Genomic DNA, 16,293 nt, shown 5'->3' with positions numbered 1-16,293 from the left:
GTGATATCAGCCAATTCTTGATGCATCGGTACAACTGGATTCGACCCCATCAATTCAACGGTGGGCTGGCGCCAGCTCGGGCCGAAGAAAAACTTAACGTCGTGTCCGGGATTAGTTGACCACTACAGACCACTCGCACGTCATCCCCCCTTCCCCGGCTTTGATCAGCAACTGCCACCATCTCTCCCTCTCTTTGCTCAGCGCGCTTGAACACGTCGGCACACACCATGACTGCGCAGGTAGCTGCCTAGCTTGCGGCTGCAGTGCAGGAATGGCCGCCGACTTGGTAGGCTGAGAGGCGACGGGCAAGGTCGTCGGCTGCGTTCCGCACACCGATATCAGCGCGAGATTGAGCAGCGCGGATCGGCCGAGGTTACCGAAAACGTACGCGGGGCCCTCGTCACGATCGACGGAAATGAAGAACTCATCAAGATGACGCTTGCGCTACTGATGACGCCGGAGTGATACAAGCGAAAGTTCGATCCCCAAGTGAGTGCTATCGGCCAATAGCAGGCTCTGAAGACGAACCCTGCCCTTGCACAGTGGTCACAACAAATGATGGCATCGATACTGATCAGTGGCCTTGGGCCTCCTGCATTCAAGAGCGACGCTTGCAATCCACACATTTTAGGGTGCGCCGGATAACTTCAGTAGGTTCGGTTCCTGCCTGACGCAGGCGCTGACTGCTGCTCCCATCCAATGCTGCCTTATTGGAGTACAGAAATGACTCAATCAATGCGGTTCTTCCTAGCGATCTTCCTCGCGACAGTATCATTGGCATCGGCGAGCCTCCTGAACAATGCAGGCGCGGCCACGGCCGAGGATCTGAACGCCGAGTCTCAGCAAGCGTTGCAAACTCTCTACAAGGCCACTCCATTTGCCGAAACCATCTCGCAAAAGGCCAAAGCTGTGCTTGTCTTCCCGAAAATCATCAAGGCGGGCCTGGTATTCGGCGGTAGCTATGGCGAAGGCGAATTATTGAGGGGTACGAAAGTAGAGGGTTATTACAACTCCGTCAGCGCGTCATGGGGGCTTCAGGCAGGCGCCCAGTCGTATGGCTATGTGGTTTTTCTGATGACCGATGAAGCTGTGAAATATGTAGTTGAAACCAAGGGTTGGGAAATCGGCGTAGGACCAACGGTTGTTGTCGTTGATGAAGGGATTGCGAAAAATCTGTCCAGCTCGACGCTGAAAGACGACGCGTACGCGTTCATCTTCGACCAGCAAGGGTTAATGGCTGGGGTCAGCATCGAAGGAACGAAGATTTCCCTGATCAAACGCTAAAATCGGTCGTTTGGCTGGGCATCGGGCGAGTGATGGCGACCCATGCCAGCGCAGGTTTGGTTGCCCATTCAGATTAGGTAGCCAATCTGTCCTCGCGCACAGACGCACCAGTACATGAAAAGTGCTCTTGGCCGGAGCACGTCCAGCACACGCCACGACGATCTCTGTTTTGGTCGATTTTTGCCCGTCGCGACAGGCAGCAATCGGCCAAAAGCAGATGGTTCTGACCGAAGCGTTATGCATTCTTTTGACGGAAAGCAGTGCGCAGTGATGAGCTGTATTCAGACCCGAATATCGAGGCCTAGAAATCGCTGCGAATGGGGGAAATTTTGAGATTGCCTGTGCGAGTGGCATCTATACTTTTCTGGATATCGGTTCCATTGTTTAGTGAAACAAATGCCAGAAAATTACGATGCGTTTCCCGGCTCTGACATTCTCTTCGACGAAGCTGATTGTGGCTTACTGCTTACCGCAGAAAATGGCCAGATCGCACAGGTTAACCTCACCTTCTGCCGTTGGTTAGGCTACCGCAGGAAAGAACTGTTAGGTCGTGACATCCAAGACCTTATGAGTCTTGAAGGGAGGACGTTCCATCAGACGTACTGGGCGCCCCTTATGCGGATCCAGGGCGTGATTGCAGATGTAAAGTTCGATCTAGTCCACTACAACGGACATTCAATTCCGATGATGCTCAGCGCCGTCAGCTGTGAACATTCTACTGGCATATTTCATGAGATGACCCTGTTCAAAGCCGAGGATCGGCAGAGGTACGAGCGGGAGCTGCTCAATACCCGAATGCTCGCTGAAAGGCATTTGGCGAAACACCTCAAGGATCAACGGGTACTGGATATCGCCCAAGACAAGTTGCGTGTCACTTACGCCGCGGCTGAAGACAGAGCTCTGTTCGCCGAGCAACTTATCGGGATTGTCAGTCACGACCTGCGCAACCCATTGTCGGCGATAAAAATGGCAACGGAATTGCTAGGTCGCAGGGAGATGGATACTAAACAGACACAAATACTTGGCCACATCACCCACTCGGCAGAGCGCGCGCAGCGTCTGGTGGCCGATCTGCTGGATTTCACCTTGGCGCAGGTCGGGCGTGGTATCGCAGTCCTGCCCAAACCAATTGATCTACACGAATTGGTGGCCGACTGCCTAGACGAGTTACGTCTGGCTTTCCCAGGCCATGAGTTGATCCACCAGCGTTATGGACAGGGTGGCTTTTCTGCCGACAGTGATCGGTTCTATCAGCTCATCGGAAATCTAGTCGCAAATGCAGTTGCCTACGGTACTGCCGATGGCAAAGTCACCATTTCTTCGTGCATCGAAAATCACGCTGTCATTATTACAGTGCACAACCTCGGTACCCCCATACCACTGGAGTTGCTCAAAGACCTGTTCGAACCGATGATCCGTGGCAGTCATGACAATGCTGAACTTAGAAGTGTTGGGCTCGGCCTGTTCATTGTTCGAGAGATCGCAAGAGCGCACGACGGCGAAGTGGCTGTAACATCTTCTCTAACGAGCGGAACGACATTCACTGCAACCTTTCCTCGCTCCGTAAATTAGCTTGGATTGACCTTCGCTCAGCCCTGCCTCCCCTCCAGTACTAGCTGACGATAGCCTGATGTGCCCGGCCACTGGGGGGGGGCGAAAGCGGTCGGCATCCTGAAAAATGCCGACCTACTTCACCCCACTCATGCACTGCGCAGTACTCGCGAACCACGTCCCGGCTTGCTGAGCGAGCCTACGCCACTCAATACTGGTAATGAGGCCTTCACGCTCCATATCGTCAGCAGATCTCAACAGTCTGTTGTACCTGTCGTCAACATCGATATGGTTTTCCAGCAGCATAAAAAGCTGTCGCCAAGCTGTTATGGCCAACCTTCTTTGCACTCTGACCAAGTGCTTTGCCCAGGCGCGAGACGATTCGAAGGCCTATGCGGATCTGCCAGCCGGCGAACGCCCTACCTTCGACGAGATCCGAGTACTCGGCGCCTGGCTGTACGAGCAGCAAGGGTTCAAACAGGAGTACATTCAGGGCTTGATGGGCACGCGGACGTGAAGATGACCGAGCACTACCAGGCTGGGCATGGTGACAACGCAGTGGTTTACATGAAGGTGAAAGCCGACCTGAAGATGTAGCGCGGTGGCCGTTTGCCAAAAATATTCCCAATGCTTTCCCAAACACCAGACAACAAAAAAGGGCCCACCTTTCGGTGAGCCCTTCTAGACCGCCCAGCAGAGCGGATTTTGTTTGGTAGGCGCGATTGGACTCGAACCAACGACCCCCACCATGTCAAGGTGGTGCTCTAACCAACTGAGCTACGTGCCTGCTGTGAGGCGGCATTCTACGGAATTCCGGAGGGGTGTCAACACCTTTTTTTCACCTAAGCCTATGAATATGCAAAATATTTAATTTTGGCCCCGCAAAGAAGCCATTCGGGTGGCTGGCAGTGGATTTTTAACTCAGGTAGGATCGGGTTAATCGTAAAATATATTAAACAGAGGTTGCAGGATGGCGCACATTCCCTATCCGGAGTCCTATTACGCCGCGTCGGCCAACGCCGCCCCGTTGCGTCCGTCGCTACAGGATGATGTAGAAACGGATGTCTGCGTCATTGGCGCCGGCTATACCGGCCTGTCCAGCGCTCTGTTCCTGCTGGAGAACGGGTTTCGGGTGACGGTCCTGGAAGCGGCCAGGGTTGGCTTTGGTGCTTCGGGCCGCAATGGCGGGCAGATCGTTAACAGCTACAGCCGCGATATCGACGTCATTGAACGCAGTGTCGGCCCCAAGCAGGCGCAACTGCTTGGGCAAATGGCATTTGAAGGCGGCAATATCATTCGTGAGCGCGTGGCCAGGTACCAGATCCAGTGCGACCTGAAGGATGGCGGCGTATTCGCGGCCCTCACCGGCAAGCAGATGGGTCACCTGGAATCACAGAAACGCCTGTGGGAGCGCTACGGCCACACTCAGCTTGAGTTGCTGGACCAGCGCCGCATCCGTGAAGTCGTGGCCTGTGAGCAATATGTCGGCGGCATGCTCGATATGAGCGGTGGCCACATCCACCCACTCAACCTCGCACTAGGTGAAGCCGCCGCCGTCGAGTCACTGGGCGGCACCCTGTATGAGCAGTCACCCGCCCTACGTATCGAACGCGGCGCCAACCCGGTGGTGCATACCGCTGAAGGCAAGGTGCGGGCCAAGTTCGTGATCGTGGCCGGCAACGCCTACCTGGGCAACCTGGTTCCGGAACTCGCCGCCAAGTCGATGCCGTGCGGCACTCAGGTGATCACCACCGAGCCCTTGAGCGAAGAACTCGCCAAGCGCCTGTTGCCACAAGACTACTGCGTCGAAGACTGCAACTACCTGCTCGACTACTACCGCCTCTCGGGGGACAGGCGCCTGATCTTCGGGGGTGGAGTGGTGTATGGCGCGCGCGATCCGGCCAACATCGAAGCCATCATTCGACCGAAGATGCTCAAGGCCTTCCCTGAGCTCAAGGACGTGAAAATCGACTACGCCTGGACCGGTAACTTCCTGCTGACCTTGTCGCGCTTGCCGCAAGTCGGACGCTTGGGCGACAACCTCTACTACTCCCAGGGTTGCAGCGGCCACGGCGTCACCTACACCCACCTGGCCGGTAAAGTCCTGGCCGAGGCCCTGCGCGGACAGGCTGAGCGCTTTGACGCCTTTGCCGACCTGCCGCACTACCCCTTCCCCGGCGGCCAGTTGTTGCGCACGCCTTTCGCGGCACTGGGCGCCTGGTACTACGGCCTGCGGGACAAGTTCGACTTCTGACCTTCCTCTATAGTCGGTGCCGTCCAACCGGCACCGATGCAATGCTCCAGGGATCAGGAGTAGACCGGCCAGGTGTCGACGATCTTGCCGCCCCGCATCGCGATCAAGTCGCCAAACTGCAGCAACACCGATTCGGTCTGGGTCGGGCGCAGAAACACCTGGTCATCCACCGCCAACCCGACCGCCGCCGAACCATTGACCATCTCCTGATTGGAGCTGCGGCCATAGAGGCCGTTGCTTTGCAACCCAGGCGGCGATTCGAACTCGGCCATCCAGTTGCCGCCATAGATGAAATAAGTCTCGCGCTGGTTGGTGTCCCACCAGGAAAACAGCCGCGATTTACCGTCCAGTGCCGGTATCTGCACGGCACCGGTGCGCTTCACGACCGGGGTGGCGATGTAGGCTGCCGGCACATGCTCGGCCAGTGACGGCAAATCGTAATGGGTGGGCTTGAGCATCGCGGTGCCTACTGACACTTCGCTGCTCAGCGACTCACGCTCATGCATACGGTAACTCGGGCTTCCGGCGGTGTTGAGCGTCAAGCCGTCATGCCAAAGCCCCGAAAACTGCTGCCGGGTGAAGTCCACGTAGCCGTTGTAGCGCGTCATGACCTTGGCGAACAATTCATCCGCCGTCCCCAGAATGCCTGGCACCCCCATGCCGACAAAGGGGTCGTAACCCATGAAGCCGGCAAATTCCAGATGTTGCGCATTAGCACGAATCAGACCGAGCATTTGCCCCAGCGTGGCAGTGTCCGCCACACCACCGCGATGCAGGCCGACGTCCAGCTCAATATTCACCCGCAGCCGCGTACCCAGCCCTTGGGCCAGTGCCAGGTATTGTTGCATGTGCTCGGGCGTGTCGAGCAGCCACTGCAACTGCCGCGCCGGGTCGAACGGACCTTTGTGCAAGCGATAGAAAAGCTCGGCCGAGCGAACCGGCAAAGGCTTGCCCAGCAGGATGTCGGCCCCGGGAAACCGTTGCGCGTCATGATTGAGAAAGGGCTGATGAAACGACATCAATCGTTGCGTGCCCGCGCGCTGGCCGATGTAGGCCAGCAACTCCGGCGACGGCAGGGATTTCTCCACCAGACGCAGCTGTTTGCCGCCGCGCTTGACCGACTGCATCACCACATCGATGTTGTGGTCGAGCCGATCCAGGTCAATCAGCAGCAACGGACGCATCGGGCCATTGCGCTGCAGTTCCTGGTTCAAGGCGCGAAAGTAATCGCTGTAGGGCCCGCCACGGTCACCGGGTCGTAATAGCGCACCGACACCCGCCAGCAACGCGCCAACACCCACCACACCTCCCAGGAAATTCCGGCGATTGATGGCCATCAGCTGACTCCCAGAATGGACGACAAGTGGGCGTTCAAGAACTTGCCGCCCGGGTCGAGCTGCTGGCGCACCTGACGAAATTCCTGCCAGCGCGGGTACAGTGCTTGCAGATTACGGGCATTCAAGGTGTGCAGCTTGCCCCAGTGCGGCCGGCCCGCGTACTTCCAGAAAATCGGTTCGATGGCGGCGAAGAAATTGTGATGATCCATCTGGTAGTGCTGGTGGACCGAGATCGAACAGCTGTCGCGCCCCTCGAACATGCTCAAGGCGATGTCATCGGCCTTGACGTAACGGTACTCGATCGGAAACCAGGTGCGCAGGTCCTTGTCGGTGATCAGCTTGATGATCTCGCGCAAGCACGCCGGGCCATGCTCGGCCGGCACCGAATACTCCATTTCGTTGAAACGCACGGTACGCACGTTGGCATAGATGTCGAAGGAGTCGCCCACCCGGTCATCGAAACTGGCGATATGCCGCATGTTATTGAGCAACATGCGCCGGGCGCCGGGAAAGTCGCTGACGTATTTGTCGAACTTCTCGATCAGGTTGACGAATTCGTTGCCCCCCTCCTCTTCGGCGCTGATGGGCGGTGTCGCCGGGTCAACGGTTTCGTTGAGGGTCATCGACAGCGCGTAGTCGGAATGGGTCACCACCAGCATCTCCCAGTGCTGGTTCTCCCGGGCATTCTTTTCCACGTCCTCCAACAACTCTTCGGTCTTGGCAATCCACTGGTGCTCCCGCAGACGATAAGCCTGGCGGTTCTGCATGCGCACCTTGGTCACGACCCCCAGCGCCCCCAATGACACGCGAGCGGCCTTGAACACCTCGCTGTTGCGGGTGCTGTCGCAATCGAGCACCTCACCCTGGGCCGTCACCAACTGCAAACCCGTCACGTAGCCAGAGTAGGACTGGAAGTGTTTCCCGGTGCCATGGGTCGAGGTGGCAATCGCCCCGGCCAGCGTCTGGTAATCGATGTCTGCCATGTTGGTGAGCGCCTGGCCGACGTCCTTCAATGCCGGGCCCATGCGCGACATCGGTGTGCCGGCGCCAAACTCGGCCTGCAGGGTATTTGGATCATGGCCCAGCAACCCGGTGAAGTTACTCAGCGACAGCAGCGTGCCGTCGGTGGGCACCAGCGCGCTGAACGAATGGGCAGAGCCCACCGGGCGCACCTTGCCGGTGGCCTTGGCGATGACCCCGGCCAGTTCGTCCAGATCCCTGGGCGCCAGCCGTGCCTCGGGGAGGCAGCTCTGGGCACCCGACCAATTGCGCCAGGGAATCACCCGCGGCGCGCGCATCAGTTCGGCCATCACCGGGTGGCTGCCCAAGGCGCCCAGCATGCCTGCAAGGCTGGCCCGTTGCAGTAGCTGACGTCGTGTGAGGTGCATGGTCATCAATCCCACCTTGTGATTGTTATTGGAGTGGTTGGCCAGACATGAAACCGATCAGCGCCAGGAATTCGTTTTCGGAGCACTGCATGCACATTCCCATCGGTGGCATGCCGTTGTGACCGTTGATGATGTGGTCCAGCAAGGTATCCACACCTTGCGCGATACGCGGTTGCCAGGCTGACAGGTCGCCCGTCAGCGGCGCACCCGAGGCCGGGTTGGCATGACACAACTTGCAACTGGTGTCGTAGGTACGCGCCAAACCGGCATCGACCGGCATGGCACTGGCCGCTGCCGTGCGCGAGGCGTTGCTTTCTGGTTTATCGCCACAGCCACCCAACGCGCCAAGCACCACCAGCAACGCGGCCATCCGGCACACACCACCGGGATCAGTTAACCGTCGCCCGAATCGAATCGTTGCCCACATAGCTTTCCCCACGGGTGCAGCGCCTATTGCCCGGCGCATTCTGGTTGTCATGACACACCGCTGAACTCTAAGCCAGTCATCATGGCTGGTTGAGGTCATTGAGGGTCAGCAAGGGGGACTTTCGAGGCCACGCGCATCGCCCACAGACAGGCAGAAAAGCGGGCCGCACCGCACCACGAACGCCGGGAAACTCGTCTACGCTTGCGACAACACACCACACCTCAACCCCTCTGCTCTGCCCTTCACAGGACGTTTTCAGTTAAAAAAACCTGCCGTTAAGGCGTATAACCCATAGAGCACATTCTTGACTGCAAGCCGCCTGACAGCCGAGCGTCTTCAAGCCGCCTTGCACACAGCCAATACGGGGTAGCCTCATGAGCACCGAACACCTCCTCAGCACGTTATTCCCCACTGCCGCCCAGATCCCGGAGCCATACCGCCCGGGCGAGCCGCTTGAGCAACGCGAGTACCTCGTCGAAGGCCAGTTGAAAATCTGGAGTGGCCCCCTGGCGGCGGTCCGCAGCCCGGTGTACCTGGCCGGCGAGCAGCAGGATGAACAAGTGATTCTGGGCAGCACACCGCTGCTGGATGCCGAGACCGCACTCACCGCCCTCGACGCCGCCGTCCGTGCCTACGACCGCGGTCAGGGCAGTTGGCCCACCATGCGCGTCGCGGAACGCATCCAGCATGTCGAAGCCTTCCTCGCGCGCATGCGCGAACAGCGCGCGGCCGTGGTCAAGCTGTTGATGTGGGAGATCGGCAAGAACCTCAAGGACTCGGAAAAAGAGTTCGACCGCACCTGCGACTACATCGTCGACACCATCAATGCCCTCAAGGAGCTCGACCGTCGCTCCAGCCGTTTTGAACTGGAACAGGACACCCTGGGCCAGATCCGCCGGGTACCGCTGGGCGTTGCCTTGTGCATGGGGCCTTACAACTATCCGCTGAACGAGACCTTCACCACGCTGATCCCGGCACTGATCATGGGCAACACCGTAGTGTTCAAGCCGGCCAAGCTCGGCGTGCTACTGATTCGTCCGTTGCTGGAAGCGTTCCGCGACAGCTTCCCGGCCGGCGTGATCAACGTGATCTACGGCAGCGGCCGTGAGACCGTCAGTGCCCTGATGGCCAGCGGCAAGATCGACATCTTTGCCTTCATCGGCACCAACAAGGCCGCCAGCGACCTGAAAAAGCTTCACCCCAGACCCCATCGCCTGCGCGCAGCATTGGGGCTGGACGCAAAGAACCCCGGCATCGTGCTGCCCCAGGTTGACCTGGACAACGCCGTCAACGAAGCCGTCACCGGCTCGCTGTCGTTCAATGGCCAGCGCTGCACCGCGCTGAAAATTCTCTTCGTGCACGAAGACGTGGTCGATCTTTTTATCGAGAAATTCAACCAGAAACTCGCCGCCCTCAAACCCGGCATGCCGTGGGAAAGCGGCGTATCGCTGACCCCGCTGCCGGAGTCGGGCAAGGTCGATTATCTGCATGGGCTGGTAGACGACGCTGTCAGAAAAGGCGCCAACGTGGTGAATGCCAACGGCGGACAGGCGCGCGGTTCGTTCTTCTATCCGGCGGTGCTGTACCCGGTCACCACGGACATGCGCGTGTACCAGGAGGAACAGTTCGGCCCAGTGGTGCCGATCGTGCCTTATCGTGACCTGGATACAGTGATCGACTACGTGCTTGAGTCAGACTTCGGTCAGCAGTTGAGCCTGTTTGGCACCGATGCCGCCGAGATCGGGCGACTGGTCGATACCTTCGCCAATCAGGTCGGACGGATCAACATCAACGCCCAGTGCCAGCGCGGCCCTGATACCTTTCCGTTCAACGGGCGCAAGAATTCGGCCGAAGGCACGTTGTCGGTACACGATGCCCTGCGCACCTTTTCGATTCGTACGATGGTGGCGACCAAATTCCAGGAGAGCAACAAAACGTTGATCAGCGACATCATTCGCGGCCGGGAGTCGAGCTTCCTGACCACCGACTACATTTTCTGACATCAGCGCCGAGGGAAATCTGCCACCCGATGACGACCTTTCGATCATCCCGAGTGTCACCGTTGCTGCGGCGCCTGCTACGCCCGGTCCTGGACCCGTACCGGCGCTACCGCAACGCCCGGGTCATCCACGCCGTTCGGGTATCGCTGGGGCTGCTGGCGACCATCCTGCTGACCACGGGGATCAACCTACCCCACGGCGAATGGGCATCGGTGACCATGCTGGTGGTGATCGGCGGCTTGCAACACCACGGCAATATCGGCAAGAAAGCCGCCGAGCGGGCCTATGGCACCCTTATCGGGGCGGGCGTGGGCTTGCTGCTGGTGGTGCAGCACGCCTGGCTCGGCCTGCCGTGGCTGACCTATTTCGGCATGTCGGTGGTCTGCGGATTTTTCTCCTACCACGCCATCGGCAAGGGCGGTTATACCGCCCTGTTGTCGGCGATCACCGTGTTCATCGTCGCCGGCCATGGCGACAACCCAATCACCGATGGCCTGTGGCGTACGGTCGACATACTGATCGGCATCGCCCTGGCCCTGGCATTTTCCTTCGCCCTGCCGCTGTACGCGGTCTATTCCTGGCGCTACAAACTCGCCAGCGCACTGCGTGACTGCGCCAGCATCTACAGCCGGATCGTCAGCGGCCAGTCGGTAACGGACGACCACTACCTCACGCTGCTGGGCCGTCTCAATGGCGTGATGGTGCAACTGCGTTCGCTGATGCCCTCGGTGTCCAAGGAAGTGCGGATATCCATGACGGAACTCGATGGCCTGCAACGCAACCTGCGGATGTGCATCAGCACCCTGGAAATCCTCGCCAACACCCGCCCCGACGCCCGCGACGCGCAGGCCATGGCGCAACTGCAAGGGGCATTGAAAGCCGAACACCAACAGATACGGCGGATGCTGATCGGCATGGCCCGTGCCCTGCAGTCCGGTACTACCCTGCGCCTGGAGCGCACCCTTGATGAGCCGGTCACGCCTACCGCCATGGACGAACCGGTATACAGCGCCCTGGACGGCTACCGGTTGCTGACCCGGCAACTGGCCGTCAATCTGAACGACATGAGCCAACGCCTGGTGAAGACCGCACCACACTGGAAGATTTGAGGCCCGGTCATTGCGTCACGGCCTTGTGCACCCCACTGCCCCAGCCCTGTTGCATGCCCGCAGCGGCCAGCAGAATCGCGATCACGCCAATCCATTGCATCAGCTCAAGCTGATGACCGAAGGCCAGCCAGTCGACGAAGATCGCCGCGATCGGGTAGATAAACGACAGGGCGCCGGTCATTGCGGTCGGCAGCTTTTGAATCGCCCCGTACAGCAGCACGTACATCACCCCGGTGTGCACGATACCCAGGGTCAACAGGCTGGCCCAGGCACCGGGCTGTTGTGGCAATGCGGACAAGTTGGCCCACGGCGCCAGCAACAGTACGCCGGTGCAGACCTGAATCAGCGCAATCAAATGGGGTGGAGTGCCGGTCAGGCGCTTGATGATCAGCGCAGCAAAGGCGTACAGCAGCGCGGCACCCAATGCCAGGCCAATTCCCAGCAGGTACTCGCTCCCGCTTTCGCCCTGCTCGCCATGGGCGCTGACAATCGCCAGCATCCCGAGAAACGAAACCCCCAGCCAGAACAGCTTTTGCGCGGTGATTTTCTCGCCGAGGAACAGCGCCGCCAACCCCACCAGCATGAACGGCTGCACGTTGTAGACCGCCGTGCCGATGGCAATCGAAGCCCTGGAATAGGAGGCAAACAACAACACCCAGTTACCGACAATGGCCACCCCGCTGAGCACGGCGAGCAAGAAGGTGGTACGGCTGAGAATACCGGGGCGCAAAAAACCGAACCCTGCGCAAATCAGCAGCAAGGTCCCCGCGCCGAACACGCAGCGCCAGAACACCACGTCCAGCACAGGTTGGCCGGAAACCAGCACGAACCATCCGATGGTTCCGGAAATCAGCATGGCGGCGGTCATTTCCAGCGTGCCGCGACGTAAGGTGTTATCCATGATCAGGCTCCTCGAGGTGAGACCAAAGTATGCCAATCCTCGCCGGCCACTCTCCATGGCCAAATGCAGGCTAAACTGTAAATTCACCTTTATTACCAAGGCAGATACGCGTATTTGCCTAACGGGGCGGGTATGACTGACGACATTGACCAACTGCTGATCACTGCCCTCATGGAAGACTCACGGCGCTCGCTCAAGGCCCTGGCACAGATCAGCGGCCTGTCGTCACCCAGCGTCGCCGAGCGCCTGCGCCGGCTTGAAGAACGTGGTGTGCTCAAGGGCTACACCGTCGAGATCGACCCCAAGTGTTTTGGCTATCAGCTGCAAGCGATCGTGCGCATCCGCCCGCTGCCCGGGCAACTGCAGAATGTCGAACGGCAAATCCAGGCCATTGCCGAGTTCACCGAATGCGACAAGGTCACCGGCGATGACTGCTTCATCGCACGCTTGCACGTGCGCTCGATGGAACAACTGGACACCCTGCTCGACCGCCTGAACAGCTACGCCGAGACCAACACCGCCATCGTCAAGAAGACACCAGTCAAGCGCCGGCTGCCGCCGATGGCCTGAGTGTTGTTTTGGCGCAAAGCGGGTAGATTGGGTGTTTTCCGGCGAAGGATTGACGGCATGAAAACACAAGCAATGGCCCTGACAGCATTGCTGCTCGCAGGATGCGGCACCCTTCAGACAGTCGTGCGCAGCGACGAGGCGGCGGCAAAGAGCCTCAAGGAGCAGAAAAGTTACTGCGGCGCCGTGCCACGGATCTACAGTGGCGTCACCTACGATTTCTGCACCCTGTACGCCCCCCTGAAGGAAGGCATCGACGCGCAAAAACACGACAACGGCACGATTGTCGTATTGATAGACGCGCTCATTTCCGGTGTTCTGGACACCGCGCTGCTGCCCTACACCGTCTACCGGCAACAGGCTGACGGCAGCATCATCGTATCCGAATGACCGCCCCTGAATGACAAAAACCCGCCGAAGCGGGTTTTCTGGTTCAAGAGCAGCGATCAGTCATCGCGGCTCATGATGCCGAACAGCTGCAACAAGCTGACGAACAGGTTGTAGATCGATACATACAGGCTGATGGTCGCCATGATGTAGTTACGCTCGCCGCCATGAATGATGGCGCTGGTCTGGAACAGGATGCAGACCGAAGAAAACAGCACGAAGCCCGCGCTGATTGCCAGCTGCAGCCCGCTGATCTGGAAGAAGAAGCTCGCCAGCGTTGCCCCCAGCAGCACGAAGAAGCCAGCGGTAATGAAACCACCGAGGAAGCTCATGTCCTTGCGGGTGATCAGCACATAGGCCGACAGGCCACCGAATACCAGCGCGGTCATGGCGAACGCGGAACTGACAACTTCAGCGCCACCCTGCATGCCCAGGTAGCGGTTGAGAATCGGGCCGAGCAGGAAGCCCATGAAACCAGTCAGGGCGAACGCCGACACCAGGCCCCAGGCCGAATCACGAAGCTTGTTGGTCAGGAAGAACAGACCATAGAAGCCGATCAGCACCACGAAAATGTTCGGGTAACCGACACGCATCTGCTGCGCGACGTAGGCCATGACACCGCTGAATGCCAGCGTCAGGGCGAGTAAGCCATAAGTGTTGCGCAGGACGCGGCTAACCTCTAGCTGCTCGGCCTGCACGCTGTTGTTGACTGCGTAATCCTGTTCGCGCATGGCGACACTCCTGTAGGTTTGAAACGTTCAGTGGCAAAGATCATAGCAGACGCCTTGTAACAAGCGATGCAGAGAGTTTGACAGTGTGTTTCATTCAGGTATTATGGCGCCCGCAACGCAATACGGAGGTGTGGCCGAGTGGTTTAAGGCAACGGTCTTGAAAACCGTCGACTGTAACAGGTCCATGAGTTCGAATCCCATCGCCTCCGCCATATTTGTACGTTAGAGCCCTGATTATTCAGGGCTTTTTCGTTTCTAGGGTTTGATAAAAATCTCGGCGCTCAGAATGTGTTCCATAACTTTTTTGAAGTGTTCCAGAACTAAGCCCGTTTTCAGGCCTTCCGGCGACCTGCCGACCAACCCCACTCCCATTGCTAGAGGGTGACTGACGTAATGCGGACACTTGTAGTGTCCCGATCAGGGGTGCAGCGCTCGGAGTTTCTTTACCGCCTCGTCAAAGCTTTCCAATGCCTGGCGGATGATAATTTCAGCTTTGGCCTTAGCCGCGAAATCAAGAGGTTCACGGCCAGCACGTTCGATCCAGGCTGAAATATGAGCGTGCCGTTCAGCTGCCAGTTCGCTATCCGTTACTTTTCTCGCCAAAAATCTTTGCCAATCCTCGTCCCTTTTTTCATCGCCATTGCACCTGTTGCATGAAAGAAGGTGGTTGTGGATTTCGTTCGAACCACCCAGAGCAGACGAGACAATATGATCCAGGTGCCCGGTACGCGAAGCACGGACCATAGGAATGCCACAGTAGGCGCAGGAGAACTGGAAATAATTCCAGAGCTCTTCAACTTCAGCGCCAGATGGGTGTGGATCAAGAATCGCCGCAAGACACCGGCGCATTTTGTTTCTTGCCATTGATGGTGTGTCTTTGGCCATTTCATGATTTCCGGATAATTATGGCGGGCAACGGATTATCACTCGTCAACCTGCCGTAGCGCACCAGCACCCCATGCTTGCAGGGGCGCTAAAAAGCTATACAGAACAGTCCCTTGGAACGGCGCCCACTGCAATCGATGCCGTACCGTGCTTAACCGTGATTCACGTTTCCCCGCAAAAGCCCCTACAGGCTTTCGACCAGAAACCCCCTACCCTCCGGCGTTCTGCCGAACGAACACAATCCTCTAGGAATCACCCTTCCCATTCAACGAGCCGTCCATTTTAACCGCCAAAATCAAGGCAGAAGGGTTATGTCACCCTTAACGGTGAGAAAGGTTGATCTGCGGAGCATCGCAAAAACCCTCACTAGTGGACCTCTCGTAATCGCCCTCTTAGCCACGTGTAGCTATCTGCTTTATGTGTAGACAAATACTACACGAATCGACTATGATCTTTCCTACGGATCGTTGTGATCCGGTGCCATGTTGAATGGCAGTAATAAGCTAAGCGAAATTACCGCAACCCCCACCAGCGAGAGGAATCACCATGAACGTCCTAACCAGCCGAGCTACGACACTATGAGCCAAAGGAGGTAAGCCCCAACCAACCACGAAACGACCAAGGAACGACCAAGGAACAACACCAATGACTACTTCTCTTTTGCATGCGAATCCCGTTGCAACGGAAAAAACCAAACCCGTCGCGATCAATATGCGCGTCGATTTTAAGAAACGAGACTTGATCGATGTGGCCGCAGCCATGTCGGGAAGCGATCGGACCAGCTTCATCCTGGATGCTGCTTGTAAAAAGGCAGAGGAAGTCATTCTGGATCAACGCCTGTTCGTCCTGGCCGACGATGACTTTGACGCTTTCGAACAAGCCTTACAGAACAATCCCGTAAGGAGCAACAAATGGCTACAGAAACTGCTGAACAGACCGTCTCGCTGGAGCTGAGCGCCCCGGTAAAGCTGAATGAGACCCATAATCTGGAAACCTTCGACTGTGGTGAGGACTCAATCAACGAGTTCTTGACGAAAAAGGCAATGAAGGCCCAGCTCGCCAAAACTGCCACGGTGCTTGTCACCTGCATCAAAGGTACCAATGCCGTCGTCGGCTATTACACACTGTCCAACGGCACGATCATGCGGGCAGACGTCGTACCCAAAAAAGCGCAGCGCAACTCACCCGACCAGCACCCGATCACGATCCTGGGGCGCATGGGGGTGTGTCAGTCGCTCCAAGGTACCGGACTGTCGCTCGACCTGATCCAAGATGCCGTTCTGCGCGCGCTTACCGCGTCCGAAGAAGTTGCATCGACCGCCCTCGTAGTCCACCCACTGAATGAACGGCTCGTGGGGCTTTACGAGAAAGCCGGGTTCATTCGCAGCCCGCAACTGTCCGCAATCACGATGATGCTTCCATTCACCTGATTGTCGATTGGACAGCAACCTGGCCGCCTCCAGCGGCGGCCA

At 58.1% G+C, this 16,293-nt stretch carries 16 protein-coding genes and 2 tRNA genes; 11 read left to right on the top strand and 7 right to left on the bottom strand.

Features of this window, described 5'->3' with window-relative positions; all coding sequences use genetic code 11:
* Window positions 1-723 precede the first annotated feature (723 nt).
* From CKW29_RS07180 to CKW29_RS07170, 3 genes are all read left to right on the top strand, one after another.
* Entirely contained in the window at window positions 724-1,284 is a 561-nt protein-coding gene (locus CKW29_RS07180; RefSeq protein ID WP_095148190.1) for a YSC84-related protein, read from the top strand.
* A gap of 396 nt (window positions 1,285-1,680) precedes the next feature.
* The gene (locus CKW29_RS07175; protein ID WP_095148189.1) at window positions 1,681-2,856 is read left to right on the top strand and encodes a PAS domain-containing sensor histidine kinase; all 1,176 of its coding nucleotides are present in this window, start codon (window positions 1,681-1,683) and stop codon (window positions 2,854-2,856) included.
* A 307-nt stretch (window positions 2,857-3,163) separates the two neighbouring features.
* A complete protein-coding gene (locus tag CKW29_RS07170; protein ID WP_256584840.1) occupies window positions 3,164-3,352 on the top strand; it encodes a hypothetical protein in 189 nt (62 codons plus the stop codon).
* Window positions 3,353-3,545: 193 nt separating this feature from the next.
* On the opposite strand, the gene CKW29_RS07165 is transcribed toward CKW29_RS07170, so the two are convergent.
* Window positions 3,546-3,622, bottom strand: a tRNA-Val gene (locus CKW29_RS07165).
* Between the two features lie 183 nt (window positions 3,623-3,805).
* Between CKW29_RS07165 and CKW29_RS07160 the strand changes: the two genes are divergently transcribed.
* Window positions 3,806-5,089, top strand: coding sequence for an FAD-binding oxidoreductase (locus tag CKW29_RS07160; RefSeq protein ID WP_095148188.1), 1,284 nt, complete (start codon window positions 3,806-3,808; stop codon window positions 5,087-5,089).
* 53 nt (window positions 5,090-5,142) lie between these two features.
* Here the strand turns inward: CKW29_RS07160 and CKW29_RS07155 are convergent, their stop codons facing one another.
* The 3 genes from CKW29_RS07155 to CKW29_RS07145 all read right to left on the bottom strand — a co-directional run bounded on the left by CKW29_RS07155 (window position 5,143) and on the right by CKW29_RS07145 (window position 8,241).
* Window positions 5,143-6,426: a DSD1 family PLP-dependent enzyme gene (locus tag CKW29_RS07155; RefSeq protein WP_095148187.1), complete on the bottom strand. Its 1,284-nt coding sequence runs from the start codon at window positions 6,424-6,426 to the stop codon at window positions 5,143-5,145.
* Entirely contained in the window at window positions 6,426-7,766 is a 1,341-nt protein-coding gene (locus CKW29_RS07150) for a D-arabinono-1,4-lactone oxidase (protein WP_371850786.1), read from the bottom strand. The genes CKW29_RS07155 and CKW29_RS07150 overlap by 1 nt, the downstream gene beginning before the upstream one ends.
* Before the next feature lie 73 nt (window positions 7,767-7,839).
* Entirely contained in the window at window positions 7,840-8,241 is a 402-nt protein-coding gene (locus CKW29_RS07145; RefSeq protein WP_095148185.1) for a cytochrome c5 family protein, read from the bottom strand.
* 374 nt (window positions 8,242-8,615) lie between these two features.
* On the opposite strand from CKW29_RS07145, the gene CKW29_RS07140 reads away from it, so the two are divergent.
* Both CKW29_RS07140 and CKW29_RS07135 read left to right on the top strand, forming a co-directional pair.
* Window positions 8,616-10,241, top strand: a complete 1,626-nt coding sequence (locus CKW29_RS07140) for an NADP-dependent glyceraldehyde-3-phosphate dehydrogenase (protein WP_095148184.1) — start codon at window positions 8,616-8,618, stop codon at window positions 10,239-10,241.
* A 29-nt stretch (window positions 10,242-10,270) separates the two neighbouring features.
* A complete protein-coding gene (locus tag CKW29_RS07135) occupies window positions 10,271-11,350 on the top strand; it encodes an FUSC family protein (protein WP_256584839.1) in 1,080 nt (359 codons plus the stop codon).
* Window positions 11,351-11,357: 7 nt separating this feature from the next.
* On the opposite strand, the gene CKW29_RS07130 is transcribed toward CKW29_RS07135, so the two are convergent.
* A complete protein-coding gene (locus CKW29_RS07130) occupies window positions 11,358-12,251 on the bottom strand; it encodes a DMT family transporter (protein WP_095148182.1) in 894 nt (297 codons plus the stop codon).
* Window positions 12,252-12,383: 132 nt separating this feature from the next.
* Between CKW29_RS07130 and CKW29_RS07125 the strand changes: the two genes are divergently transcribed.
* Complete coding sequence (locus CKW29_RS07125) at window positions 12,384-12,821, top strand: Lrp/AsnC family transcriptional regulator (RefSeq protein WP_095148181.1); 438 nt, start codon at window positions 12,384-12,386, stop codon at window positions 12,819-12,821.
* A gap of 57 nt (window positions 12,822-12,878) precedes the next feature.
* Window positions 12,879-13,208, top strand: coding sequence for a YceK/YidQ family lipoprotein (locus CKW29_RS07120; protein ID WP_095148180.1), 330 nt, complete (start codon window positions 12,879-12,881; stop codon window positions 13,206-13,208).
* Between the two features lie 56 nt (window positions 13,209-13,264).
* Here CKW29_RS07120 and CKW29_RS07115 read toward each other — a convergent pair whose 3' ends face one another.
* Window positions 13,265-13,936: a Bax inhibitor-1/YccA family protein gene (locus tag CKW29_RS07115; protein WP_095143234.1), complete on the bottom strand. Its 672-nt coding sequence runs from the start codon at window positions 13,934-13,936 to the stop codon at window positions 13,265-13,267.
* Between the two features lie 124 nt (window positions 13,937-14,060).
* Between CKW29_RS07115 and CKW29_RS07110 the strand changes: the two genes are divergently transcribed.
* Window positions 14,061-14,148: transfer RNA gene (locus CKW29_RS07110), tRNA-Ser, on the top strand.
* 205 nt (window positions 14,149-14,353) lie between these two features.
* Here CKW29_RS07110 and CKW29_RS07105 read toward each other — a convergent pair.
* Window positions 14,354-14,821: an HNH endonuclease gene (locus CKW29_RS07105; protein ID WP_095148179.1), complete on the bottom strand. Its 468-nt coding sequence runs from the start codon at window positions 14,819-14,821 to the stop codon at window positions 14,354-14,356.
* Window positions 14,822-15,466: 645 nt separating this feature from the next.
* On the opposite strand from CKW29_RS07105, the gene CKW29_RS07100 reads away from it, so the two are divergent.
* Both CKW29_RS07100 and CKW29_RS07095 read left to right on the top strand, forming a co-directional pair.
* Entirely contained in the window at window positions 15,467-15,775 is a 309-nt protein-coding gene (locus CKW29_RS07100) for a DUF1778 domain-containing protein (protein WP_095148178.1), read from the top strand.
* On the top strand, window positions 15,733-16,251 hold the full coding sequence (locus tag CKW29_RS07095; RefSeq protein ID WP_095148177.1) for a hypothetical protein: 519 nt from the start codon (window positions 15,733-15,735) through the stop codon (window positions 16,249-16,251). The genes CKW29_RS07100 and CKW29_RS07095 overlap by 43 nt, the downstream gene beginning before the upstream one ends.
* Window positions 16,252-16,293: the final 42 nt, after the last annotated feature.

Source organism: Pseudomonas sp. Irchel s3a18, assembly GCF_900187535.1.
GTDB lineage: Bacteria > Pseudomonadota > Gammaproteobacteria > Pseudomonadales > Pseudomonadaceae > Aquipseudomonas.
This window is presented reverse-complemented; position numbering and strand designations above follow the sequence as displayed.